Below are 22,249 nucleotides of genomic sequence, written 5' to 3' on the forward strand. Positions count from 1 at the left end.
ACGGCTGTTCCTATTCCTCTCCTATTTCCCTTATTTAGATTAGTAGTAGTAGGTAAGGCTTGCATGTTGCTGTGGATATATCAATTTTTTCCTTTGCCGACAGGCACTTATCGTCACCTGTTCACTGTGCGCAGCCGCGCTTCCGCGCTGTCGCGCGAATTCGAACAACTCTGCGAAACGCGATCGGCCTGTGGACAACCGCTCGCTTGTGCCGGAACTGTCCCCAGGGTTGTGCTTTGACAGAGCCCGGCGATTCCGTGTACAGGTTGCCGAGCAGCACCTGAAATGCGCTGCGGCCCGCTGCGCATGCTGTACAAACACAACCCCCTGACCTTTCTCCTCCTGCTCGAGCTATGCGAATCCTCCTGGTCGAAGATGACGCCGTACTGCGCAGCGTGATGCTGCGCAGCCTGGGTGACGCGGGACACCGCGTCGATGTGGCTGCGAGCGTGGAAGAAGCAGAGCACCTGTGGCGCGTGCAGAGCTTCGACGCGGTGCTCCTCGATCTGAACCTGCCCGCCACGGCGAGTCCGACCAGCGGCTTGGGCAGCGGCCTGACCGCGTTGCGCCATGCGCGCCTGCGCGGCGACCGGACGCCGGTGCTGGTGCTGACCGCGCGCGACCGGACGGAGGAACGCATCGCCGGGCTGGATGCGGGTGCGGACGACTACCTCGGCAAGCCTTTCGACCTCGCGGAAGTGGAGGCGCGTCTTCGCGCGCTGGTGCGTCGTGCCCAAGGCACGGAGGACATCTCCACCCTGGGCCGGCTGCGGCTCGACCGCCGTGCACGGCGCTTCGGCATCGGCAACGTGCCGCTCGACCTGCCGGCGCGCGAATTCGAGGTCTTGTGGGAGTTGATGAGTCCGCCGGGCCGGACCATCAGCAAGCGTGAGCTGTCGGACAAGCTCTCGAGCTTCGACGACTCGCTGGGCGACAACGCACTCGAGGCTTTCATTTCGCGCCTGCGCAAGAAACTGGTGGGCAGCGGCGCGGCGATCCGGACCTTGCGGGGCATCGGCTATCTGCTGGAAGCCGAGGTGTGAGCGCGACGCCGCCGCGCAGCCCGGCCGCGCCGTCTCTGACCACGCGGGTGCTGCGCGGCGTGCTGCTGCCGCTGGCGCTGACCTGGTTTCTCGGCACCGCGGTGGCGCTCTACCTGGCGAGCTATTTCACGCGGCAAGCCTTCGACCGCGCGCTGCTCGACGACGCGTACGCGATATCGGCCAATGTGCGTCGGGGAGAGCGGGGCATCGAGCTGCCGCTGTCGCCGCGCGAAGTCACGAACATGCTCTTCGACCAGGACGAGCAGGTCTACTTCGCGGTGCTGCGGCCCGACGGGTCCCTGCTGGCCGGCAACCCGGGGCTGACGGCGTCGCCGCCGGAGGAAGGTGCGCGGCACCGTTTCTCGCATGTGATCTTCGAGGGCCAGACCTTGCGCGCGGTGGTGATGAATCACGACGAGCCCGATGCCTACAGCGTGGTGGTGGCGCAGACAACGACCGCGCGCGGCGTTCTGATCGAAAGGCTGCTGATCTATTCGATCGCGCCGCAGATCGTGCTGCTGGGCTTGCTCGCGACGTGGCTGTGGCGCCGCATCCGGCGCGAGCTTCGTCCGCTCGGCGAATTGCGGCAGACGCTGGAAAAGCGCAATGCAAACGACTTGACGCCGGTGCCCGTGGCACGCAGTTCGCGCGAGCTTGAGCAGTTGTGCGACACGCTCAACGCGCTGCTCGAAAGGCTGGCGCAGAGCGCGTCCGCGCAGCGCGAGTTCGCCGGCAACGTGGCGCACGAACTGCGAACCCCGCTCGCCGGAATCCGGGCGCTCGCGGACTATGGGCTTGCGCAGACGACGCCCTCGGTGTGGCGCGAACAGCTCAAGCAGATCGCCACGAGCCAGGCGCGGGCCAGTCACCTCGTGGATCAATTGCTGGCGCTGGCGCTGGCCAATGAAAGACGCACGGGCCTGCAGCAGCAGGCGGTGCGTCTCGACGAACTGATCCGGCAAGCGGTGCTCCGCCATCTGGCGCGGGCCGATGCCAAGGGCGTGGATCTGGGCGCCAAGGGCATCGACGAGCCGGTGACGGTGCAGGCGACCATGGCGCTGGTCGAAGGCACGCTCGACAACCTGATCGACAACGCGCTGCGCTACGGCGGGCACACGATCACCATCGAACTCGACGGCAGGACCCTGAGCGTGATCGACGATGGCCCGGGCATTCCCGATGCGGCGCAGCGCGACCTGATGGAGCGATGGACACAGGGACCGGAGGGCCAGAAGCTCGGCGAAGGCGCCGGACTGGGCCTCGCGATCGTGGCGCGCTATGCGAAGCTGCTCGGTGCGGAGCTCAGCTTCGCGAAGGCTTCGGAAGAAGGTGGTTTGCGCGTCAGCCTGGCATTCGGGCCCGACTGACGCGATCCGGCGCGGCGGCGGTCAGGCCAGCGCGGGATAGTCGATGTAGCCCGCTTCGCTGCCGCCGTAGAAGGTGTTCTTGTCCCATTCGTTCAGCGGTGCGTTCTCGCGCAGCCGGCGCACGAGGTCGGGGTTCGAGATGAAGGGCTTGCCGAAGGCGATGAGATCGTCGCCTTCCTTCAGCGCTTGTTCGGCGAGCGGCTTGTCGTAGCCGTTGTTCACCATCCACGCGCCCTTGCCGCCGGCTTGGGCGTACGCGGCCTTGAGCGCTTCGTAGTCGAAGGGCCGGTCGGAGATCTCGCGCGGCCCGCCGGTCGCACCCTCGATGACGTGGATGTAGGCGAGGTTCAGCGTTGCGAGCTGGCGCACCACGTAGTCGAAGAGCGGCTGCGGGTTGTCGTCGTGCACGTCGTTCGCGGGCGTCACCGGCGAAAGACGGATGCCGACCTTGCCGCCGCCGACCGCGTCGACCACGGCACGCGTTGCTTCGAGCAGCAGGCGGGCGCGGTTCTCGATGCTGCCGCCGTAGTCGTCGGTGCGCTTGTTGCTGCCGTTCTTGAGGAACTGGTCCAGCAGATAGCCGTTCGCGCCGTGGATCTCCACGCCGTCGAAGCCCGCGGTCTCCACCGCGTTGCGCGCGGCCACCGCATAGGCGTGCACGATGCCGGGCAGTTCCGCCGCTTCGAGGGCGCGGGGCTCGGAGGTGTCGGTGAAGGTCGGGATGCCGTTCTTGATCAGCACGGTCTTCGTCTTCGCAGCGATCGCCGAAGGCGCGACCGGCTTGGCGCCGTCGGGCTGGAGTTCGGTGTGCGAGACGCGGCCCACATGCCAGAGCTGCACGACGATCTTGCCGCCCTTGGCGTGTACCGCATTCGTGACGTGCTTCCAGGCATCGAGCTGCTCGGTGCCGTAGAGACCCGGAACGTCCGCATAGCCCTGGCCCTGGTGGCTGATGGCGGTGGCTTCGGTGATCAGCAGGCCGGCGCTCGCGCGCTGCGCGTAGTAGGTCGCAGTGATGTCGCGCGGAATGGCGTTGGGCGAACGGTTGCGCGTGAGCGGCGCCATCACGACGCGGTTGCGCAGATGCAGGTCGCCGACCTGGATGGGATCGAAGAGAGAGGACATGTTCGCGTTGTGTGTTGTTGAGAACGAGGCTGAGGGTAAACCCGGCAACTCATCCGCGCTGTCACGGGGTTGTCGGTTTGGTGCTAGGCGATGCAGCAGAATCGCCGCGAGCCCATGACATCGAATGCCGCCATCCCTACGCCTGCTTATCGAGTACTGAATCTGGCGTTGGCCTTGTCGCTGGGCGCCGCGGTATCGCTGGGCATCACGCGCTTCTCCTATGGCCTGCTGCTGCCACCGATGCGCGAGGATCTCGGATGGAGCTATGCGCTCGCCGGCGGGATGAACACGGCGAACGCGGCGGGCTATCTGCTCGGCGCCTTGATGACGCCCGCATTGATGCGGCGCTTCGGACCGATTCGCCTGCTGGTCTGGGGGGCGTTCTGGGCGAGCGTGTTCATGGTCGCGAGCGGCTTTCTCGCTTCGGCGCCTGCCTTGTTGCTGCAGCGATTGCTCGCAGGGCTCGCGAGTGCCTGGGTCTTCGTCGCCGGCGGGCTGTTGGCGGCTCGGCTCGGGTCGCTCCAACCCGCGCGGGCGGGTTTCCTTCTGGGCATTTATTACGGCGGAACAGGGCTCGGCATCACTTTGTCCGCCTTGCTGGTGCCTGCGGTGCTGCAGGCGGCTTCGGGGGTGCCGCATGGGTGGTCATGGGCCTGGTGGGCACTGGCGGGCGCGAGCTTCATCGCGACGGGCGTGCTCGCGATGGCGATGCGCCGGATGCCGGGCGACACACATGCGATATCACGCGTGCCTGCGCATTCAACTCCGGCGAACACCGCGCAAGTGCATCGATTCGGCTGGGCCCTGGCCGGCTACGTGGCTTTCGGTGCGGGGTACATCGGCTACATGACCTTCGTGATCGCCTTGTTGCGCGAGCAGGGCGCGGGGCCGGGCCACATCACGCTGTTCTATGCGCTGCTCGGCGTGGCGTGCGTGGCTTCGTCGAAGCTGTGGTCGGGCTTGCTCGACAGATTCCGGGGCGGCGGGCCGCAGGCGATCCTCAACGGGCTGCTGGGCGTGGCGACGATCCTGCCGGTCGTGAGCGCGTCATGGCCGCTGGCGATGGCGTCCGGCCTGCTCTTCGGTGCGGTGTTTCTTTCTGTCGTTGCGTCGACGACTGCGCTCGTCCGGCACAACCTGCCCGCGTCCCGCTGGGCGACGGGGATCAGCGCGTTCACGATCGTGTTCGCGGCGGGTCAGATCGTCGGCCCGACGCTGACGGGGTGGATCTCCGATGGCCGGGGAGGCTTGGCGCGAGGCCTCGTGGCCTCGGCGGTGATCCTGTGGGCGGGTGCGCTGCTGGCCTCGCGACAGAAGCCCTTGCATCCGCAGCCCGCCTGAAGCGGGCTTACTTGACGAGGCCTTCGAGCTTCATCGCTTCCTGCACCGCGGGACGCGCGGCCACGCGGGCGTGCCATGCGCTGACGTTCGGGAAGCCCGAAAGGTCGATGCCCATCGGCTTGGTCCAGTTGGTGACGGTGAAGAGATAGCCGTCCGCCACCGTGAAGTGTTCGCCCATGACGAATTCCTTGCCCGCGAGCTGGCCGTCGAGCCATTCGTAGCGCGACTTCAGCTTGTCCTTGAAGACGGCCTTGGCCTCGTCCGGAATGGCCGGGTTGAACAGCGGCGAGAAGGTCTTGTGGATCTCGGTGCCGATGAAGGTCAGCCATTCCTGCAGGCGGTAGCGCGAGAGGGTGCCGTTGGCCGGCGCGAGGTTCTTGGTGGGCGCCTGGTCGGCGATGTACTGCACGATCGCGGGGCCTTCGCGCAGTCGCGTGCCGTCGTCGAGTTCGAGCATCGGCACGTAGCCGAGCGGGTTGATGCCGTAGTAGTCGGTGCCGTCCTGAAGCTTGTGGCTCTTGGTGCTGGCTAGCACCGGTTCGAAGGCGAGCCCGGCTTCACGCAGCGCGATGTGGGGAGACAGCGAGCAGGCGCCCGGCGAGTAGTACAGCTTCATGCGGAAAACTCCAATCGAAAGTCGATGTGTGTTTTGGGAAAGGGAAGCCGATGCTAGCGGGTTCGCGGGCCCGGCGTACTTGTCCTACGGGGGCTCGCGGGCGGTGACTATGAGTGGGGAAGGGGCGAATTCCTAACCTGTGCGTTGCGGCGATCGTTGCCGCTGCAAGGAGTTCGTGCATGTTGAAGTACGCCATTGTTTTCGCGGTGATCTCGCTCATCGCCGGTGCGCTTGGCTTCGGCGGCGTGGCCGCCGGTGCGGCCGGTATCGCCAAAGTGCTGTTCGGACTGTTCCTGATCCTCGCGGTCGTGTTCCTCGTGCTGGCTGCATTGGGCGTGGGGGCCGTCAAGAAGTCGCTCGAATAGGGCGCCTTGATGCTGCGCAGCGGGGTTGGTGAGCGAACGCTAACAAGTCGCTTGCTATCAAATGGATAGCAACAGTTCAAGCGCTGGCTTTGTCCCCAAAGCGGCAGACAGCAGCGGGGCCGATTAAAATCAGCGCCCCCTTTGCGCAGCGCACGCGGCAGTGCGCCCACTCTCATGCTGTATCCCGAAGAATTCGATGTGATCGTCGTTGGCGGAGGCCATGCCGGCACCGAAGCCGCGCTCGCTTCCGCCCGGATGGGCGCCCGGACCCTTTTGCTGACCCACAACATCGAGACGCTCGGGCAGATGAGCTGCAACCCGTCCATCGGCGGAATCGGCAAGGGTCACCTGGTCAAGGAAGTCGATGCACTCGGCGGCGCCATGGCGATCGCGACGGATGAAGCCGGAATCCAGTTCCGGGTGCTGAATTCGAGCAAAGGCCCGGCCGTGCGCGCGACGCGTGCACAGGCCGACCGGGTGCTCTACAAGGCGGCGATCCGCCGCCGGCTGGAGAATCAGCCGAATCTGTCCCTCTTCCAGCAGGCGGTGGACGACCTCATGATCGAGGGGGACCGCGTCGTTGGCGCGGTGACGCAGGTCGGCATCGCCTTCCGTGCCCGCACCGTCGTGCTGACCGCGGGGACCTTCCTCGACGGCCGCATCCATGTGGGTCTGGACAACTATCAGGCCGGCCGCGCGGGTGATCCGCCGGCGGTGAGTCTCTCGGCGCGTCTGAAGGAGCTGAAACTGCCGCAAGGGCGCCTCAAGACGGGCACGCCGCCGCGTCTCGATGGCCGGACCATCGATTTTTCGAAGTGCACCGAGCAGCCCGGTGACGGCATGCCGGGCGGTGCAGGGCCGATGCCGGTCTTCAGCTTCATGGGGCGCGCGGACATGCATCCGCAACAGTTGCCGTGCTGGATCACGAATACCAATGCGCGCACGCACGAGATCATCCGGTCCGGCTTCGATCGCAGCCCGATGTTCACCGGCAAGATCGATGGCGTCGGGCCGCGCTACTGCCCGAGCGTGGAAGACAAGATCAACCGGTTCGCCGACAAGGAGAGCCACCAGATCTTTCTCGAACCCGAAGGGCTGGCCACCAACGAGTACTACCCGAATGGGATCTCGACCAGCTTGCCGTTCGATATCCAATTCCAACTGGTGCGCTCGATGGTAGGCCTGGAGAACGCGCACATCCTGCGGCCGGGCTACGCGATCGAATACGACTACTTCGATCCGCGCGAACTGAAGAGCAACTTCGAAACCCGTGCGATCCGGGGCCTGTTCTTTGCCGGACAGATCAACGGCACGACCGGCTACGAAGAAGCCGCCGCCCAAGGGCTTTTTGCCGGGATCAATGCGGCGCTGCAATGCAGGGGAGAGGATCCCTGGCTGCCCCGTCGCGACGAAGCCTATCTGGGCGTGCTCGTCGACGATCTGATCACCAAGGGCGTGACCGAACCGTATCGGATGTTCACGAGCCGCGCGGAGTTCCGGCTGCAACTGCGCGAGGACAACGCCGACATGCGGCTGACCGAGGCAGGGCGCAAGCTCGGACTGGTCGACGACGCACGCTGGGATGCTTTCTCGCGCAAGCGCGATATTGTTTCACGTGAAACAGAGCGGCTGCGCTCCATCTGGGTGAATCCCCGCAACCTGCCGGCGGCCGAGTCGGAGCGGGTTCTCGGCAAGGCGATCGACCATGAGTACAACCTCGGCGATCTGTTGCGCCGGCCGAACGTGAGCTATGAATCCCTGATGTCGATGGACGGCGGCAAGTACCGCTCCGAGGAAGCGTTGGGCGACACGGAGATCGAGCAGATCGAGATTGCGGCCAAGTATTCCGGCTACATCAATCGCCAGCACGACGAGGTGGAGCGGGCCGCGCACTTCGAAAGCCTCAAGTTGCCGGAAGACCTGGACTACAGCCAGGTCAAGGCATTGAGCATCGAGGTTCGCCAGAAGCTCGCCAAGCACCGGCCCGAAACGCTCGGGATGGCATCGCGCATATCGGGCGTGACGCCCGCGGCCATTTCACTGCTGATGATCCATCTCCGCAAAGGTGGGCACCGCGCGTTCGTGCGGGACACGGCAGTCGAAGCGCAATCCGTCGAATGAGCCCCAAGGAACAACAACTCCGCCAGGGGGCGGAGGCGCTCGGCATCGCCTTGAGCGATGAGCAGGCGGAACAGCTGCTGGCGTACGGCGCGCTCATCCTCAAATGGAACAAGGTCTACAACCTGACGGCCTTGCGTGATCCGGCGGCCGTTCTGACCCATCATTTGCTCGATAGCCTGGCCGCGATTGCGCCGCTTCAGCGGGAGTGCGCCAGCGAGGCCAAGCTGCTGGATGTGGGCGCAGGGGCCGGGTTGCCGGGCGTGGTGATCGCCATTCTCAGAAGCGACATCGATGTCACCTGCGTCGACGCAGTCGCCAAGAAGGCTGCCTTCATCCAGCAAGTGGCTTCGGAACTGGGTTTGCGCAACCTGCACGGCCTGCACGCGCGGGTAGAGACGCTGACCGGCAGCTACGAAGTCATCAGCTCGCGCGCCTTCGCATCGCTGCCGGATTTTGTGCTCGGCTCGGTCCATCTTCTGGCCCCGGACGGCGTCTGGCTCGCCATGAAGGGCAGGGTGCCGACGGACGAAATCGCCCAGCTCCCCCCGCAAGCCGAGGTGTTTCACGTGGAACAACTGTCAGTTCCGGGGTTGGACGCCGAGCGCTGCATCGTCTGGATGCGAAAACCTGCCGGCTAAGCGGCGTGCTCCGCGTCGACCTCGCTTAGACTCGACGCATCCCCTTTTTGAGCAATTTGCATGTTCGGCATCGCTGACTACGGCGCGTTCGTCGCAGCCATCATCCTTTTTCTCGCGATTCCCGGACCCGGCAATCTGGCGCTGATCACGTCGACGAGCAAAGGTGGCATCCGCGGCGGATTGGCGGCGACATTCGGTGTCATTTCAGGGGACCAGGTGCTCATGTGGGCAGCGGTTGCTGGCGTCGCGGCGATGCTCACCGCTTATCCGACCGCTTTCCATGTCGTCCAATGGCTCGGCGCGGTCTATCTGGCCTGGCTCGGATTCAAGATGCTGCGCACCAAGCCGGGCGCCGCGCCCATCCTGAACATCCGTCCTCGCCAGTACTTTCAACAGGCGCTGACGATCACGCTGCTCAACCCGAAGGCGATCGTCTTCTACATGGCGTTCTTTCCGCTGTTCGTCGATCCGGCACGCCACCAGGGCCTGACGACCTTCGCAGTGATGGCGATGACCATCGCCTTTCTGACCTTCCTCTACGGGCTCACCGCCACCCTGCTGACGCACTTCCTGGCCGAGCGCGTCCGCGCGAACCCGCGTGTGACGGTCTGGCTGAACAAGATCGCCGGGATCTTCCTGATCGGCTTTGGCGTCCGGCTCGCCATTTCGAGGTAAGTCGTACGCCATGGCAAAAATTTTCTGCATCGCGAACCAGAAGGGTGGGGTCGGCAAGACGACGACCACTGTCAATCTGGCCGCTGGCCTGGCCAAGGTCGGCCAGCGGGTCCTGATGATCGACCTCGATCCACAGGGCAATGCGACCATGGGTTCGGGCATCGACAAGCGACAGCTCGAAACCACGGTGTACGACGTGCTGCTCGAGTCGGCTTCGGTCGCCGAAGCGCGGGTGACATCCGAGCGATGCGGCTACGACGTGCTGGGCGCAAACCGGGAGCTGGCCGGCGCGGAAGTCGAAATGGTGACGCTCGACCGGCGCGAGAAGCGCCTGCGGACCGCGCTGGCCGCGGTCGGCGCCGAATACGATTTCATCCTGATCGATTGCCCGCCCAGCCTGAGCCTGCTGACGCTCAACGGCCTGTGCGCGGCGCATGGCGTCATCGTCCCCATGCAGTGCGAATATTTCGCTCTCGAAGGGCTGACGGACCTCGTCAACACCATCAAGCAGGTCCACGCCAACCTCAACAAGAACCTGCAGATCATCGGCCTGTTGCGCGTGATGTTCGATCCGCGCATCACGCTGCAGCAGCAGGTCAGCGAGCAACTGAAGGCCCATTTCGGCGACAAGGTGTTCGACACCGTCATTCCCCGCAACGTGCGACTCGCGGAAGCGCCGAGCTACGGCCTTCCAGGCGTGGTCTTCGATCCGCCGGCCAAGGGCAGCCAGGCATTCGTCGCCTTCGCGGAAGAACTGGTGCGGAAGATGCCGCCGGCCAGCGCCATGACCTCCGAAGCATCGGCGCCTGCCGCGCCTGTGCCGATGGACCCGCCGCCAGTGACGGTCCATGCACCTGAAGAAACCCCGGAAGCGCCCTGAACATCTTTCATCGTTCCATCCATACCTCGCCGATGACCTCTCCACAGATCCTGTTGCTGCCCGGCTGGCAGAACAGCGACCCCGACCATTGGCAAAGCCGCTGGGAAGCGATCTATGGCGATCATCGCGTCGAGCAGCACGACTGGATGCGACCCCTGCGCGGCGACTGGGCCGCGCGGCTGGAGGAAGAGGTCATCGCGGCACCAGGGCCGGTGGCGCTCGTGGCGCACAGTCTCGGCTGCGTCCTTGTCGCTGCCTGGGCGGCGCATTCGCGTCATGTCGGCAAGGTTCGCGCGGCATTGCTGGTCGCGCCGGGTGATCTGGAGCGCGATGACTTGCGGCAGATGATTCCCGGCTGGTCGCCGATCGTGCGCCAGCCCTTGCCGTTCCCAGCCCTCATGATCGCGGCGAACAACGATCCGTACTGCGCAGCCGAACGCTCCCGCGGCATGGCCGGTGCCTGGGGCGCCAGCTACATCGACGCAGGCTCGCGCGGCCACATCAACAGCGAATCCGGCCTCGGCGACTGGCCCGAGGGTCGAAAGCTCCTGACCGATCTCCTGAAAGAACACTGATCTCCATGGCGACCAAAAAACCCAAGGGCCTCGGCCGCGGACTCGAAGCCCTGCTTGGCCCCACCTTCAACGGGCCCGACACCGCCGTCGTCGACGATTCGGCACCGCCGAGCCCGACCTCGCTCAATCTCGACCAGATGGTGCCGGGCGTCTACCAGCCGCGCACGCGCATGGACGAAGGCGCGCTCTACGAACTCGCGGAAAGCATCAAGGCGCAGGGGATCATGCAGCCGATCCTCGTGCGTCGCCTGGACACTGATGCGGCGCGCGACAAGAACGCCGAATTCGAGATCATTGCCGGCGAGCGCCGCTTTCGTGCCGCCCGGCTGGCCGGGCTGGAAAGTGTCCCCGTGCTGGTCCGCGATGTGCCCAACGAGGCCGCGGCAGCCATGTCGCTGATCGAGAACATCCAGCGTGAAGACCTCAATCCGCTGGAAGAAGCCCAAGGCCTGCAACGCCTGGTCGTTGAGTTTGGACTCACTCACGAATCTGCAGCGCAGGCCGTCGGCCGCTCGCGCAGCGCCGCCAGCAACCTGCTGCGCCTGCTGAATCTGGCCGAGCCGGCGCAGGCCATGCTGATGGCCGGCGACATCGACATGGGCCACGCGCGGGCGCTGCTGTCGCTCGACAAGGGCACGCAGATCACTGCGGCCAACCAGATCGCCGCGAAGAAGATGTCGGTGCGCGAAGCCGAGGCGCTGGTGAAGAAGCTGGCAGCGGAATTCAGCCTGACCCCGACTTCACGCCGCGGCACGGCGGAGAAGTCGCGCGACCTGCTGCGTGTGGAAGAGGAACTGGCCGACCTGCTCGCCGCCGAAGTCGAAGTGCGCATCAAGAAGCGCACCAAGCGGGGAGGGCGCGTGGAAGAAAGCGGCGAGTTGGCAATCCACTTCGGCTCGCTCGATGCCCTGAACGGCCTCATCGACCGCATTCGTCAAACCGCCTAGCGCCCCCACGGCCAATGCCAGAAATCCCGCGGAACCGGCTTCGCCGGGCCGCTGGGATTGCCCCCTGAAAGGGGGTGCCCGAGCCACGCGAAGTGGGCGAGGCTGGGGGTCAGAGAGAAAATATTTTTCCGGGGTTCATGATGTTCTTCGGATCGAGCGCGCGCTTGATCGTCCGCATCACATCCACCGCGCCGGCGCCGGCCTCGTCGACCAGGAAGCCCATCTTGTGCAGTCCCACGCCGTGCTCGCCGGTGCAGGTGCCTTCGAGCGACAGGGCGCGCGCCACGAGCGAGTGGTTCAGCTTCTCGGCGGTTTCACGCTCCTTCGGGTCGTTCGGGTCCAGCAGATAGCCGAAGTGGAAGTTGCCGTCGCCGACATGGCCGACGAGAAAGTAGGGGATGCCGCTCGCATCGGCTTCGGCCACCGATTCGAGCAGGCAGTCGGCCAGGCGCGAAATCGGCACGCAGGTGTCGGTCGAGATCGCGCGACAGCCCGGACGCGACTGCACCGCTGCGAAATAGCTGTTGTGGCGGGCGGTCCAGAGGCGGGTGCGCTCCTCGGGCGTGCTGGCCCATTCGAAGGCGTTGCCGCCGTGGCCGCTGGCGATTTCCTGCACCGTCTCGGCCTGCTCCTTCACACCGGTGGGGGAGCCGTGGAATTCCATCAGCAGCATCGGCTCTTCGCGCAGGCTGAGCTTCGAATATGCATTGACCATGCGGACCGTGTTCACGTCGATCAGTTCCACGCGCGCGATCGGCACGCCGAGCTGGATGGTCTCGATGGTGGTGCGCACGGCCGCCTCGATGCTCGGGAACGAGCAGATCGCCGCGGAAACCGCCTCGGGCAGCGGATAGATGCGCAGCGTGATTTCGGTGATCACGCCCAGCGTGCCTTCGCTGCCGACGAAGAGGCGGGTCAGGTCGTAACCCGCGGAGGACTTCTTGGCCCGTGTCCCGGTGCGGATGATCTCGCCGCTCGCCGTCACCACTTCGAGCGACAGCACGTTCTCGCGCATCGTGCCGTAGCGCACCGCGTTCGTGCCGCTCGCGCGCGTGGCGGACATGCCGCCGATCGAAGCGTCGGCGCCCGGGTCGATCGGGAAGAAGAGGCCCGTGCTCTTGATCTCCTCGTTGAGCTGCTTGCGCGTGACGCCCGGCTGCACCGTCACCGTGAGGTCGTCGGCGTTGACGGAGAGCACACGGTTCATGCGGCCCACGTCGATGCTGATGCCGCCCTGTACCGCCAGCAAGTGGCCTTCGAGCGAGGAGCCCACGCCGAACGGGATCACCGGCACGCTGTAGTCGCTCGCCAGCTTCACGGCATCGGCCACGTCCTGCGTGCTTTCGGCGAAGACAACGGCAGAGGGCGGCGGCGCTTCGAAGGAGGATTCGTCGCGGCCATGCTGAGTGCGCACGGCCATCGCGGTGGAGCATCGATCGCCGAAGCGGGCCTTCAGGGCGTCGATCAGCGCATCGGGCACGTCGCGCAGCGCGATCTCGGGCGTCAGGTGGGACAGTGCGGTGGGGGCGTTCATCGGCGGACTCCTGAAGGGGTCTAACATTCTACGAACCGCACTCCTTAAAGAAAGACAGGGACATTCCATGGGCAACCGCCTTTCCCAGATCGCCACGCGCACCGGCGACGATGGCACGACCGGCCTCGGCGACAACACGCGCGTGCCCAAGAACCACCTGCGCGTGCAGGCCATGGGCGACGTCGACGAGCTCAACTCGAACATCGGCGTGCTGCTGTGCGAGCCGATGCCTGCCGCGGTGCGCGAGCTGCTCGTCGATGTGCAGCACCAGCTGTTCAACCTGGGCGGCGAACTCTCGATGCCGGGCTACACGCTGCTCAAGCCCGAGGCACTGCTGCAGCTCGACAATGCACTGGCCGAGCACAACGCAGCGCTGCCGCGGCTCGCCGAATTCATCCTCCCTGCCGGCACGCGGGGCGCTTCGGTCGCGCACGTGTGCCGCACCGTCGCCCGCCGTGCCGAGCGCGCCGTGGTAGCGCTCGGCGCGAACGAAGAGATCAACGACACGCTGCGCCGCTATCTCAACCGGCTGAGCGACCTGCTCTTCGTGCTCGCGCGGGTGCTCAACCGCATCGATGGCGGCGACGACATCTACTGGAAGAGCGAACGCATGGCGCGCGCCGCGGCCGCCGAATCCGAATCGAAGGAACCCAACGCATGATTTCACGCAACACGAACCAAACGCCCATTTCCGCACGCGCCGCAGCCTGCCTCGCGGCCCTGGCCGCCGGGATGCTGCTGACCCCGGCAGCCTTCGCCAGCGACAGCAAGGTCCTCGGCGGCATCGAACGGGGCGCGAATGCGACCGGCCGCGGCATCGAGCACGGCGCCGACGCCACGCGCAGGGGCGTCAACAACACCGCCGAGAAAGCGAGCGCACCCGTGCGGCGCTGGGGAGAGAACCTGGGTCGCAAGCTGCCGCACGGCTCGCACCACGCGGCGTCTCCGGCGGTCGGCCCGCAAGGCAACGCGCCCTGAACACGCCTTTACCTTGCTTCACCTGGCGCATACAGGCGCGAGGGCCGCGCGACACATCGGCTGCGCACACTGGACTCCTCATCAACGCGAACAGGAGTTCCAGAATGATCAAGTCGAAGAAGTACATGACCGTCGTCGCAGCAGTACTGGCGATGTGCATGGCCGGAAGCGCCTTGGCCCAGGACGGCCGCTTCGATCGCGGACCCGAGCGCCATGACCGCTATGAGCGCGTCGAGCCGCAGCACCAACGCTTCGACGGTCACGGCCGGCCGGACTTCCGGGCGCAGCCGCAGGTGGTGCGCCGCGGCTACGTGAACCCCTATGCGCAGTGGCACCGCGGCGACCGCCTGCCGGCCGCGTACCGCAGCCCCGGCTACGTCGTGAACGACTGGCGTGCGCACCGCCTGTATGCGCCGCCGCGGGGCTACCAGTGGGTGGGAGTGCGAGGCGACTTCGTGCTGGCGGCCGTGGCGACCGGGCTCATCGCCCAGATCATCGCCAACAGCTGAGCGGGCCGCTCAGAACTCAGGCGGCGGGGGTCGCGACCTGAGCGTAGACGTTGCGGCCGGTGATCGTGAGCCGCAACCCGCCGCCATGCCATTCGAGCCAGTTGAGCTGCACGTAGGCCTCGATATCGTTGTCGTCGATCCGGCCGGCCTGGTGCTGCCGCAGATGGCCCACGGTGGCGGGCAGCGCCTGCCGCAGCCGTTCACGCTCGGCGGCCTTGGCGTCCACCTTGGCGGATGCGCGCGTCTGAGAAATCGATGCCATGGTTGATTCTTGATCGTCGGATCGCTGGAACAGAACCTCACCAATGTACGCGCCCTGTGTGACGTGTCACGGGCGTATTTCTCGTTTTCGCAGAGGACAAACCCGAGCCCGGAGGCTCGGCGATGCTGCTACTTGCGGGTGCGCAACAGCTTGCTGACCTCATCCACGTTCTCGCCGATGCGCTTGCGCACCACTTCGAACGCCTCGGACTGCGACTTGGCGGCCATCTCGGACAACTCGCGGATGTCGTCGAGCGCCTGCTTGAATGCGGCCTTGCCCATCGCGTCGAGCTTGGCGAGGTTCTCGCGCGGCTCGCCGGTCGACATGCCCTTCACGGTGCTCTGCCAGTCCTGGATCGATGCCTTGAGCATCTCGGTCTGCCGCTGCACCACGGCCTGCAGGCCCTGGTAGGACTTCTCGTTGGCCTGCACGAGCGCCTGCAGGTCCTTGCGTCCACTTTCCACGATCGCGCCGGCGGCACCGGCCAGGGGGAGGTTCTGAAGCCTGTCCGCCATGCCCTTCAGCGGCTTGACGAAGGCGTCCTGGATGTCTTCGGCGGCGCTGCTGCGCGTGGAGCCCGCCTTTTTCGCGGCGGTGGTGCTCGTTCTGCTCGTTGCCATGTGCGATGTCTCCAGTTGATGTTGGAGTTGCGACGATACGCCCACAGGGCCTTCCGATGGAAGCCCCGAATGCAGTTTCGCGGCCCGGTGAACCACTGACCTGGATCAAGCTCATCGCCATCGCGGCGCGCACCATGGCGCTGGTCTTGCCATGGGTCAAGCTTTCTCGCACCACGCGCATCGACACTGCCCCGGCCGCCGACGCACCGTTTGACGCCGGCCAACTCTGGAGCAGCTGATACATGAATGGAAACCGTCCGCGCGCATTGATTGCCGCTGCCGTCCTCGGCACCTTGGGGGCATTGCCCGCGCAGGCGCAGGAAGCGCAAGGCCACTGGCTGGTGCGCGCACGCGCCGTGCGCATCGACACCGCCGACAAATCCGACCCGATCCCGTCGCTGGCCATCCCCTCGGATGCGATCACGGTCAGCAACAAGACCATTCCCGAAGTCGATGTCACCTACTTCTTCACGCCCAACATCGCGGCCGAGCTGGTGCTGACGGTGCCGCAGAAGCACACCGTCACCGTGCAGCAGAGCGCATTGGGCGGGCCGGTCGACATCGGCACCTTCGAGCACCTGCCGCCGACGCTGATGCTGCAATACCACTTCATGCCCGACGCGAAGATCCGTCCCTATGCGGGCGCGGGTGTGAACTACACGCGGATCAGCTCGGTGAACCTGTTCGTGCCGACCGTCGGCCGCCTGGACCTCGACCAGAACAGCTGGGGCCTCGCGGTGGGCGGCGGCGTGGACATCGAGCTCGCGAAGAACTGGTTCCTCAACTTCGACGTCAAGAAGGTGCAGATCCGCACCGACGTGACGCAGTTCGGCCAGAAGCTCTCGACGGTCAAGGTCGATCCCTGGCTGTTCGGCGCGGGCGTCGGCTACCGCTTCTGATGATGATGCGCACATCTGGCGTGGCGCCCTGCGATGGGGCGTCGATGGCTGACCGGCTGAAGGCGCTCGCCGCGACGTCCGGCCTCAGAAGCTGGAAGCTGGGAGGCCGCGAACTGCTGCCCGTCGTGCAAGGCGGGATGGGCGTGGGCATCTCGGCGGGCGGTCTCGCCGGCACGGTCGCGGGGCTCGGCGGCATCGGCACGGTGTCGTCGGTCGATCTGCGCCGGCTGCATCCGGACCTGATGGCGAAGACGGCCCACCTCGACGCGGAGCCCGACGCGGGACCGCGCATCGATGCGGCCAACCTCGAAGCGCTCGGCCGCGAAATCGGCCTGGCGCGCCGCCTGTCGGGCGGGCGCGGGCTCCTGGCCGTGAACGTGATGAAGGCGCTCTCCGCCTACGCGGCCCAGGTGCGCCATGCGCTCGCCTGCGGCGTCGACGCGCTGGTGGTGGGCGCAGGCCTGCCGCTCGATCTGCCCGACCTCGCGAAGGACCATCCGAAGGTGGCGTTGATCCCGATCCTGTCGGACGCGCGGGGCATCCAGCTGCTCGTGCGCAAGTGGGAGAAGAAGGGGCGCCTGCCCGATGCGATCGTGGTCGAGCATCCGCGCCTCGCGGGTGGTCACCTCGGCGCGGCGAAGGTGGGAGATCTCAACGATCCGCGCTTCGACTTCGAGGTCGTGCTGCCGCAGGCGCAGGATTTCTTCAAGTCGGCCGGCATCGAAGGGAAGATTCCGCTGATCGCCGCCGGCGGCATCGGCACCCAGGAGGACATCCGCCGCCTGCAGTCGCTGGGGGCGAGCGCGGTGCAACTCGGCACCGCGTTTGCGGTCACCACCGAGTGCGATGCCGATCCGAGGTTCAAGCAGGTGCTGGCCGATGCAAAGCCCGAGGACCTCGTCGAATTCACCAGTGTGGCCGGCCTGCCCGCGCGTGCGGTGCGCACCAAGTGGCTCGCGAAATACATGCGGCTGGAGCCGAGGCTGAACGCCAAGGTCCACAAGGAGACGGAATGCACCATGCGCTTCGACTGCCTGGCCCACTGCGGGCTGCGCGACGGCACGCCGGGCTGGGGCAAGTTCTGCATCGACAAGATGCTGGGCCATGCCTTGTCGGGCCAGACCGAGCAGGGGCTGTTCTTCCGCGGCGCGGGCAAGCTGCCCTTCGGCAGCGAGATCCGCTCGGTGCAGGAGCTGCTGCAGTGGCTGCTCGGCGGACTGCGCCCTGCACCGCTGACCGGCGCGGCATAGCGCCATGAAGCGCGACGACGCGGTCATGAATCGCCTGTCCATGCAGCCGATCAGCCGGGACGTGCTGGTCCAGAAGTACCTCAAGCCCGGCGAGCAGAGCGTGGGCGACCTGTTCCAGCGGGTCGCCGCGGCGCTGGCGTCGGTGGAGACCGAAGCGCTGCGCGAGACGTGGCGGCAACGCTTCCTCGCGAACCTGCACGCGGGCGCCATCGGCGCCGGCCGCATCATGAGCGCTGCCGGCACCGGCCTGGAGGCCACGCTCATCAACTGCTTCGTGCAGCCCGTCGGCGACTGCATCCAGGGGCAGGACGCGGACGGCTACCCCGGCATCTACGAAGCCCTGCGCGAAGCCGCCGAGACCATGCGGCGCGGCGGCGGCGTGGGCTACGACTTCTCGCGCATCCGCCCGCGCGGCGCGGCCGTGCACGCCACCGCCTCGCTCGCTTCGGGGCCGTGCAGCTACATCGATGTGTTCGACCGCTCGTGTTCCACGGTGGAAAGCGCAGGCGCGCGCCGCGGCGCGCAGATGGGCGTGCTGCGCATCGACCATCCCGACGTGCTCGAATTCATCACCGCCAAGCGCACGCCGGGGCGCTGGAGCAACTTCAACGTCTCCGTTGCGGTCAGCGATGCTTTCATGCAGGCGCTCGAGGCCGACGAAGACTGGGCGTTGGTGCATCGCGCAAAACCGGGCCCGGCCCTGATCGCGCAGGGCGCGGTGCAGGAGGGGGACCATTGGGTCTATCGCCGCCTGCCCGCGCGGGAGCTGTGGGACACGGTGATGCGCTCGGCCTACGATTTCGCCGAGCCGGGCATCCTGTTCACCGACACGATCAACGACGACAACAACCTGCGCGCGCTGGAGCGCATCGACGCCACCAATCCCTGCGGCGAGCAGCCCTTGCCGCCCTACGGCTGCTGCGACCTGGGCCCGGTGATCCTGCCGCGCTTCGTGCGGCATCCGTTCTCGATCGGCGGCACGGCCGGGTTCGATTTCGACGCCTTCGGCGCCGCGGTCGCGGTGCAGGTGCGCGCGCTCGACAACGTGCTCGACCTGAGTTTCTGGCCGCTGCCCCAGCAGCGCGTGGAAGCCATGGCCAAGCGGCGCATCGGCGTCGGCTTCACCGGCCTGGGCGACGCGCTCGCGATGCTGTGCCTGCGCTACGACCAGGCCGAGGGCCGCGAAATGGCCGCGCGCATCGCACGCACGCTGCGCGATGCGGCCTATGCCGCCTCGGTGGCGCTCGCGCGCGAGAAGGGCGCGTTTCCGGCCTTCGATGCGCAAAGCCATCTCGCGCCGGGCACCTTCGCGAGCCGCCTCGATCCCGCATTGCAGGCGCAGATCCGCGAACAGGGCCTGCGCAACAGCCATCTGGTCTCGATCGCGCCCACCGGCACGGTGAGCCTCGCCTTCGCGGACAACGCGTCGAACGGCATCGAGCCGGCCTTCTCGTGGACCTACCGGCGCAAGAAGCGGGAGGCCGACGGCAGCGTCAGCGAATACCAGGTCGAGGACCACGCATGGCGCCTCTACCGCTTCCTCGGCGGCGACGTCGACCGGCTGCCTGCGTACTTCGTCTCGGCGCTCTCGATGCCCGCTTGCGCGCACCTCGCGATGATGGAAGCGGTGCAGCCCTACGTCGACACCGCGATCTCGAAGACGGTGAACGTGCCGGCCGAATTTCCCTACGACGACTTCAAGGGGCTCTACCAGCAGGCGTGGGATGCGGGTCTCAAGGGGCTTGCGACCTACCGGCCCAACACGATCGTCGGCTCGGTGCTCGACGCCGCCCCCGCGCCATCGGACGCGCAGGCCGCCGCTGCGGCGATCGATCCGATGCGTGCGCAGATCGAGAGCCGGCCGAAGGGCGCGCTGAACGCGCTCGCCGACAAGATCGAATACTGGACCGCGCAGGGCCGCCAGACGCTGTACCTCGTGGTTTCGTTTCTGCCGCTCGCCGACGGGCGAGAGCGCGCGGTCGAGTTCTTCATGCCGGTGGGCCAGAACGGCGAGTCGCAGCAGTGGGTCACCGCGAGCATGCGCCTCCTGTCGCTGGCCGCGCGCGGCGGCTTCCTCGAACGCGCGCTGGCCGACATGCGCAAGGTGGCATGGGATCGCGGCCCGGTGCGACTCGGCCACTACCGCAAAGCCGACTGCACGCTGGTGCCGCAATGGCACGACTCGGAAGTGGCGGCGATCGCCTTCGCGATCCAGAACCTCATCGCGCGGCGCAACAAGCTGGAGGCCGCGTCGCCCGATGCCGCTTCGTCGTCCGAGGCGCCTGCGCCGATGGCCGGCGCCAAGTGCCCCGAGTGCGGCGCGCACGCCATGATCCGCAAGGACGGCTGCGACTTCTGTACCGGATGCGGCCACATGGGGAGCTGTGGATGAGGCTGCCGGCCGTTGTGCGCGGTATTGGCAGCGGCCTGGTGCTGGGGCTCAACACCCTGGCGGGCTTCGCGCCGATGGTCGTGCCGGCACTCGGCAAGGGCGTGCTGCCGGCGGGCCGGCTGCGCAACGCCTGCGACCGGCTGCTGAACGCCATTGCCGGCCGCTGGGTGGCGATCAACAACGCCTGGATCGCGGCCGTGTGCCGCGAGCCCTGGCGGCAGAGCGGCCTCGAGGGGCTGAACCGGAGCGGCTGGTACCTGGTGTCCGTCAACCACCAGAGCTGGGTCGACATCCTGGTGCTCCAGCGGGTGTTTCACGGCCGCATTCCGTTCCTCAAGTTCTTTCTCAAGCAGCAGCTCATCTGGGTGCCTTTCATGGGCCTGGCCTGGTGGGCGCTCGACTTTCCCTTCATGAAGCGCGGCGGCGATGCGCGCACGCAGCGCGGCGATCTCGCCGCCACGCGCGAGGCCTGCGAGAAGTTCAAGCGCTTCCCCACCACCGTCATCAACTTCGTCGAAGGCACGCGCTTCACCTGCGCGCGCCACGCCGGCCAGCACAGCCGCTATCGCCATCTGCTGGAGCCCAGGATGGGCGGCATCGGCGTGGCGCTGCAGACGATGGGCGAGCGTTTCGACGCGATGCTGGACGTCACCATCGTCTATCCGGGCGGCACGCCCACCTTCTGGGACCTGCTGAGCGGCCGCTTGCGCGCGGTGACGGTGGACGTGCGGCGGCGCGAGATTCCTGCCGCGCTGATCCGGCCCGGCGCGCCCGCCGACAGGGCCTACCGCCAGCGCCTGCGCGAATGGATCGAGCTGCAGTGGGCGGAGAAGGATTCGCTCATCCCCCTCTTGTTGAAGGAGTCACCCCATGTCGCTGGACGCTGAAGTGGTCATCGTCGGTGCGGGGCCCGCGGGCCTCGCCATGGCCGTCGCGCTGCACGACGCCGGTTTCGGCGTCACCGTGCTCGACTTGCAGGCGCGCGATGCGCTGGCTGCGCCCCCCGAGGACGGCCGCGAAATCGCGCTGACCCATTCGAGCGTCGCCACCTTGCGCACGCTGGGCCTCTGGCATCGTTTGCGTGCCGAAGAGATCGGCGAGATCCGCGAGGCCCGCGTGATCGACGGCGACCGGCACGACGCGGCCCTGCGCTTCAAGTCCAGCATGGAACTGGGCTGGATCGTCCCCAACCACGCCCTGCGCCGCGTGAGCTTCGAAGCACTGGCCGAACGGCCGGCCATCCGCCTGCGGGATCGCACCCGGCTGCTCGCCGTCGAGCCCTCGCCAGCGCACGTGGACATGCAGGTCGAGAGCGCGGCCGACGGCACGCGCGAAGCCCTCCGCGCGCAGCTCTTCGTCGCCGCCGACAGCCGTTTCTCGGCGGCGCGCCGGCATCTCGGCATCGCGGCCGACATGCATGACTTCGGCCGCACCATGATCGTCTGCCGCATGCGCCATGCGCTGCCGCATCACCATGTGGCCCATGAGTGCTTCGGCTACGAGCGCACGCTGGCGGTACTGCCGCTGGCGGGCGAGCTGTGCTCGGTGGTGATCACCGTCGACACCGCTTCGGCAGCGCGGCTCATGGCCCTGCCGGCGGGCGAGTACGCCGCGCTCGTGGCGACCCAGTTCGGCGGCCGGCTCGGCGCCATGCATCTGGTGGGCGAGCGCTTCGCCTATCCGCTCGTCACGGTCCTGTCGCGCCGCTTCGCAGCCGAACGCAGCGCGCTGATCGGCGACGCGGCAGTGGGCATGCACCCGGTCACGGCGCATGGCTACAACCTCGGACTGCAGAGCGTGGCTGCGCTGACCCGGGTGCTGCAGGGCGCGCGCGGCGAGGGGCGGGACATCGGCGACGCCGGCGTGCTGGCCGGCTACGAGCGCGCCCATCGCCGCGACGCGTCGGTGATGTACCACGGCACCAACGCGGTCGCGAAGCTCTATGCGGGCCATGGCGCGATGCAGCGTGTGGCGCGCCGGTGGCTGCTGCGCGGTGCGCAGAATCTGCCGCTCTTGAAGACCGCGATCATGGCGCGGCTGACGGGACGCGGCGGGCTGCCGCCGCCTGTGTCATTCCGGTTGGGCGACCTGACGCAGCGTCGCTGAAGGAGC

The 22,249-nt window shown here is 67.0% G+C and carries 24 protein-coding genes; 19 read left to right on the forward strand and 5 right to left on the reverse strand.

The genetic code is table 11. The features are described from left to right. Positions 1-353: 353 nt before the first annotated feature. Both WKW77_RS13780 and WKW77_RS13785 read left to right on the forward strand, forming a co-directional pair. Complete coding sequence (locus WKW77_RS13780; protein ID WP_340357406.1) at positions 354-1,043, forward strand: response regulator transcription factor; 690 nt, start codon at positions 354-356, stop codon at positions 1,041-1,043. Next, on the forward strand, positions 1,040-2,410 hold the full coding sequence (locus WKW77_RS13785; protein ID WP_340357407.1) for a sensor histidine kinase: 1,371 nt from the start codon (positions 1,040-1,042) through the stop codon (positions 2,408-2,410). Before WKW77_RS13780 ends, WKW77_RS13785 begins: the two co-directional genes overlap by 4 nt. Positions 2,411-2,431: 21 nt before the next feature. Here WKW77_RS13785 and WKW77_RS13790 read toward each other — a convergent pair whose 3' ends face one another. Further along, positions 2,432-3,535 (reverse strand): alkene reductase, encoded by a 1,104-nt coding sequence (locus tag WKW77_RS13790; RefSeq protein WP_340357408.1) that lies wholly within the window; start codon positions 3,533-3,535, stop codon positions 2,432-2,434. 114 nt (positions 3,536-3,649) lie between these two features. Here WKW77_RS13790 and WKW77_RS13795 point away from each other — a divergent pair, with 114 nt between their 5' ends. After that, positions 3,650-4,876: a YbfB/YjiJ family MFS transporter gene (locus WKW77_RS13795; protein WP_340357409.1), complete on the forward strand. Its 1,227-nt coding sequence runs from the start codon at positions 3,650-3,652 to the stop codon at positions 4,874-4,876. Between the two features lie 7 nt (positions 4,877-4,883). On the opposite strand, the gene gstA is transcribed toward WKW77_RS13795, so the two are convergent. Continuing rightward, positions 4,884-5,492: a glutathione transferase GstA gene (gene gstA, locus WKW77_RS13800; RefSeq protein WP_340357410.1), complete on the reverse strand. Its 609-nt coding sequence runs from the start codon at positions 5,490-5,492 to the stop codon at positions 4,884-4,886. A gap of 179 nt (positions 5,493-5,671) precedes the next feature. Between gstA and WKW77_RS13805 the strand changes: the two genes are divergently transcribed. From WKW77_RS13805 to WKW77_RS13835, 7 genes are all read left to right on the forward strand, one after another. Beyond that, entirely contained in the window at positions 5,672-5,857 is a 186-nt protein-coding gene (locus WKW77_RS13805; RefSeq protein ID WP_340357411.1) for a DUF1328 family protein, read from the forward strand. Positions 5,858-6,031: 174 nt separating this feature from the next. Continuing rightward, positions 6,032-7,978 carry a tRNA uridine-5-carboxymethylaminomethyl(34) synthesis enzyme MnmG gene (gene mnmG, locus WKW77_RS13810; protein WP_340357412.1) on the forward strand — a complete coding sequence of 649 codons (1,947 nt, stop codon included), beginning with the start codon at positions 6,032-6,034 and terminating at the stop codon, positions 7,976-7,978. After that, positions 7,975-8,616 (forward strand): 16S rRNA (guanine(527)-N(7))-methyltransferase RsmG, encoded by a 642-nt coding sequence (gene rsmG, locus WKW77_RS13815; protein ID WP_340357413.1) that lies wholly within the window; start codon positions 7,975-7,977, stop codon positions 8,614-8,616. The genes mnmG and rsmG overlap by 4 nt, the downstream gene beginning before the upstream one ends. Positions 8,617-8,676: 60 nt before the next feature. Beyond that, positions 8,677-9,291, forward strand: coding sequence for a LysE family transporter (locus tag WKW77_RS13820; protein WP_340357414.1), 615 nt, complete (start codon positions 8,677-8,679; stop codon positions 9,289-9,291). A gap of 10 nt (positions 9,292-9,301) precedes the next feature. Continuing rightward, positions 9,302-10,171 (forward strand): ParA family protein, encoded by an 870-nt coding sequence (locus WKW77_RS13825; RefSeq protein ID WP_340357415.1) that lies wholly within the window; start codon positions 9,302-9,304, stop codon positions 10,169-10,171. A gap of 32 nt (positions 10,172-10,203) precedes the next feature. Beyond that, positions 10,204-10,746, forward strand: coding sequence for an RBBP9/YdeN family alpha/beta hydrolase (locus tag WKW77_RS13830; RefSeq protein ID WP_340357416.1), 543 nt, complete (start codon positions 10,204-10,206; stop codon positions 10,744-10,746). A gap of 5 nt (positions 10,747-10,751) precedes the next feature. Further along, a complete protein-coding gene (locus WKW77_RS13835; RefSeq protein WP_340357417.1) occupies positions 10,752-11,693 on the forward strand; it encodes a ParB/RepB/Spo0J family partition protein in 942 nt (313 codons plus the stop codon). Positions 11,694-11,802: 109 nt separating this feature from the next. On the opposite strand, the gene WKW77_RS13840 is transcribed toward WKW77_RS13835, so the two are convergent. Next, on the reverse strand, positions 11,803-13,227 hold the full coding sequence (locus WKW77_RS13840; RefSeq protein ID WP_340357418.1) for an FAD-binding oxidoreductase: 1,425 nt from the start codon (positions 13,225-13,227) through the stop codon (positions 11,803-11,805). Between the two features lie 67 nt (positions 13,228-13,294). Here WKW77_RS13840 and WKW77_RS13845 point away from each other — a divergent pair, with 67 nt between their 5' ends. The 3 genes from WKW77_RS13845 (at position 13,295) to WKW77_RS13855 (ending at position 14,714) form a co-directional block, all read left to right on the forward strand. Further along, entirely contained in the window at positions 13,295-13,888 is a 594-nt protein-coding gene (locus tag WKW77_RS13845; protein WP_340357419.1) for a cob(I)yrinic acid a,c-diamide adenosyltransferase, read from the forward strand. After that, on the forward strand, positions 13,885-14,205 hold the full coding sequence (locus tag WKW77_RS13850) for a hypothetical protein (protein WP_340357420.1): 321 nt from the start codon (positions 13,885-13,887) through the stop codon (positions 14,203-14,205). The genes WKW77_RS13845 and WKW77_RS13850 overlap by 4 nt, the downstream gene beginning before the upstream one ends. Positions 14,206-14,309: 104 nt before the next feature. Further along, positions 14,310-14,714: an RcnB family protein gene (locus WKW77_RS13855; protein ID WP_340357421.1), complete on the forward strand. Its 405-nt coding sequence runs from the start codon at positions 14,310-14,312 to the stop codon at positions 14,712-14,714. Between the two features lie 16 nt (positions 14,715-14,730). Here WKW77_RS13855 and WKW77_RS13860 read toward each other — a convergent pair whose 3' ends face one another. Both WKW77_RS13860 and phaP read right to left on the reverse strand, forming a co-directional pair. After that, entirely contained in the window at positions 14,731-14,976 is a 246-nt protein-coding gene (locus WKW77_RS13860) for a hypothetical protein (protein ID WP_340357422.1), read from the reverse strand. 128 nt (positions 14,977-15,104) lie between these two features. Further along, complete coding sequence (phaP, locus tag WKW77_RS13865; RefSeq protein WP_093167615.1) at positions 15,105-15,596, reverse strand: TIGR01841 family phasin; 492 nt, start codon at positions 15,594-15,596, stop codon at positions 15,105-15,107. A gap of 56 nt (positions 15,597-15,652) precedes the next feature. Here phaP and WKW77_RS13870 point away from each other — a divergent pair, with 56 nt between their 5' ends. The 6 genes from WKW77_RS13870 to ubiM are packed head-to-tail and all read left to right on the forward strand — an operon-like array spanning position 15,653 to position 22,243. Continuing rightward, a complete protein-coding gene (locus WKW77_RS13870) occupies positions 15,653-15,835 on the forward strand; it encodes a hypothetical protein (protein WP_340357423.1) in 183 nt (60 codons plus the stop codon). A 3-nt stretch (positions 15,836-15,838) separates the two neighbouring features. Beyond that, on the forward strand, positions 15,839-16,495 hold the full coding sequence (locus WKW77_RS13875; RefSeq protein WP_340357424.1) for an OmpW/AlkL family protein: 657 nt from the start codon (positions 15,839-15,841) through the stop codon (positions 16,493-16,495). Between the two features lie 44 nt (positions 16,496-16,539). Next, positions 16,540-17,745 (forward strand): NAD(P)H-dependent flavin oxidoreductase, encoded by a 1,206-nt coding sequence (locus WKW77_RS13880; protein ID WP_340357425.1) that lies wholly within the window; start codon positions 16,540-16,542, stop codon positions 17,743-17,745. Between the two features lie 4 nt (positions 17,746-17,749). Continuing rightward, positions 17,750-20,137: an adenosylcobalamin-dependent ribonucleoside-diphosphate reductase gene (locus WKW77_RS13885; protein WP_340357426.1), complete on the forward strand. Its 2,388-nt coding sequence runs from the start codon at positions 17,750-17,752 to the stop codon at positions 20,135-20,137. Then, positions 20,134-21,024, forward strand: a complete 891-nt coding sequence (locus WKW77_RS13890) for an acyltransferase (RefSeq protein ID WP_340357427.1) — start codon at positions 20,134-20,136, stop codon at positions 21,022-21,024. Before WKW77_RS13885 ends, WKW77_RS13890 begins: the two co-directional genes overlap by 4 nt. Then, positions 21,008-22,243, forward strand: a complete 1,236-nt coding sequence (gene ubiM / locus WKW77_RS13895; protein WP_340357428.1) for a 5-demethoxyubiquinol-8 5-hydroxylase UbiM — start codon at positions 21,008-21,010, stop codon at positions 22,241-22,243. Before WKW77_RS13890 ends, ubiM begins: the two co-directional genes overlap by 17 nt. Positions 22,244-22,249: the final 6 nt, after the last annotated feature.

This window comes from Variovorax ureilyticus (assembly GCF_037889935.1).
In the GTDB taxonomy this organism is placed as follows: Bacteria; Pseudomonadota; Gammaproteobacteria; order Burkholderiales; family Burkholderiaceae_C; genus Variovorax; species Variovorax ureilyticus.

Excerpts from the sequence above, each read along its gene's own strand:
- WKW77_RS13890 (WP_340357427.1), top strand. The coding sequence starts at position 20,134 with ATGAGGCTGCCGGCCGTTGTGCGCGGTATTGGCAGCGGCCTGGTGCTG.
- WKW77_RS13805 (WP_340357411.1), top strand. The coding sequence starts at position 5,672 with ATGTTGAAGTACGCCATTGTTTTCGCGGTGATCTCGCTCATCGCCGGT.
- rsmG (WP_340357413.1), top strand. The coding sequence starts at position 7,975 with ATGAGCCCCAAGGAACAACAACTCCGCCAGGGGGCGGAGGCGCTCGGC.
- WKW77_RS13860 (WP_340357422.1), bottom strand. The coding sequence starts at position 14,976 with ATGGCATCGATTTCTCAGACGCGCGCATCCGCCAAGGTGGACGCCAAG.
- ubiM (WP_340357428.1), top strand. The coding sequence starts at position 21,008 with ATGTCGCTGGACGCTGAAGTGGTCATCGTCGGTGCGGGGCCCGCGGGC.
- mnmG (WP_340357412.1), top strand. The coding sequence starts at position 6,032 with ATGCTGTATCCCGAAGAATTCGATGTGATCGTCGTTGGCGGAGGCCAT.
- WKW77_RS13840 (WP_340357418.1), bottom strand. The coding sequence starts at position 13,227 with ATGAACGCCCCCACCGCACTGTCCCACCTGACGCCCGAGATCGCGCTG.
- WKW77_RS13825 (WP_340357415.1), top strand. The coding sequence starts at position 9,302 with ATGGCAAAAATTTTCTGCATCGCGAACCAGAAGGGTGGGGTCGGCAAG.
- WKW77_RS13855 (WP_340357421.1), top strand. The coding sequence starts at position 14,310 with ATGATCAAGTCGAAGAAGTACATGACCGTCGTCGCAGCAGTACTGGCG.
- WKW77_RS13850 (WP_340357420.1), top strand. The coding sequence starts at position 13,885 with ATGATTTCACGCAACACGAACCAAACGCCCATTTCCGCACGCGCCGCA.
- WKW77_RS13875 (WP_340357424.1), top strand. The coding sequence starts at position 15,839 with ATGAATGGAAACCGTCCGCGCGCATTGATTGCCGCTGCCGTCCTCGGC.
- WKW77_RS13790 (WP_340357408.1), bottom strand. The coding sequence starts at position 3,535 with ATGTCCTCTCTCTTCGATCCCATCCAGGTCGGCGACCTGCATCTGCGC.
- WKW77_RS13820 (WP_340357414.1), top strand. The coding sequence starts at position 8,677 with ATGTTCGGCATCGCTGACTACGGCGCGTTCGTCGCAGCCATCATCCTT.
- WKW77_RS13780 (WP_340357406.1), top strand. The coding sequence starts at position 354 with ATGCGAATCCTCCTGGTCGAAGATGACGCCGTACTGCGCAGCGTGATG.
- gstA (WP_340357410.1), bottom strand. The coding sequence starts at position 5,492 with ATGAAGCTGTACTACTCGCCGGGCGCCTGCTCGCTGTCTCCCCACATC.
- WKW77_RS13835 (WP_340357417.1), top strand. The coding sequence starts at position 10,752 with ATGGCGACCAAAAAACCCAAGGGCCTCGGCCGCGGACTCGAAGCCCTG.
- WKW77_RS13845 (WP_340357419.1), top strand. The coding sequence starts at position 13,295 with ATGGGCAACCGCCTTTCCCAGATCGCCACGCGCACCGGCGACGATGGC.
- WKW77_RS13870 (WP_340357423.1), top strand. The coding sequence starts at position 15,653 with ATGGAAGCCCCGAATGCAGTTTCGCGGCCCGGTGAACCACTGACCTGG.
- phaP (WP_093167615.1), bottom strand. The coding sequence starts at position 15,596 with ATGGCAACGAGCAGAACGAGCACCACCGCCGCGAAAAAGGCGGGCTCC.
- WKW77_RS13830 (WP_340357416.1), top strand. The coding sequence starts at position 10,204 with ATGACCTCTCCACAGATCCTGTTGCTGCCCGGCTGGCAGAACAGCGAC.
- WKW77_RS13880 (WP_340357425.1), top strand. The coding sequence starts at position 16,540 with ATGGCTGACCGGCTGAAGGCGCTCGCCGCGACGTCCGGCCTCAGAAGC.
- WKW77_RS13795 (WP_340357409.1), top strand. The coding sequence starts at position 3,650 with ATGACATCGAATGCCGCCATCCCTACGCCTGCTTATCGAGTACTGAAT.
- WKW77_RS13885 (WP_340357426.1), top strand. The coding sequence starts at position 17,750 with ATGAAGCGCGACGACGCGGTCATGAATCGCCTGTCCATGCAGCCGATC.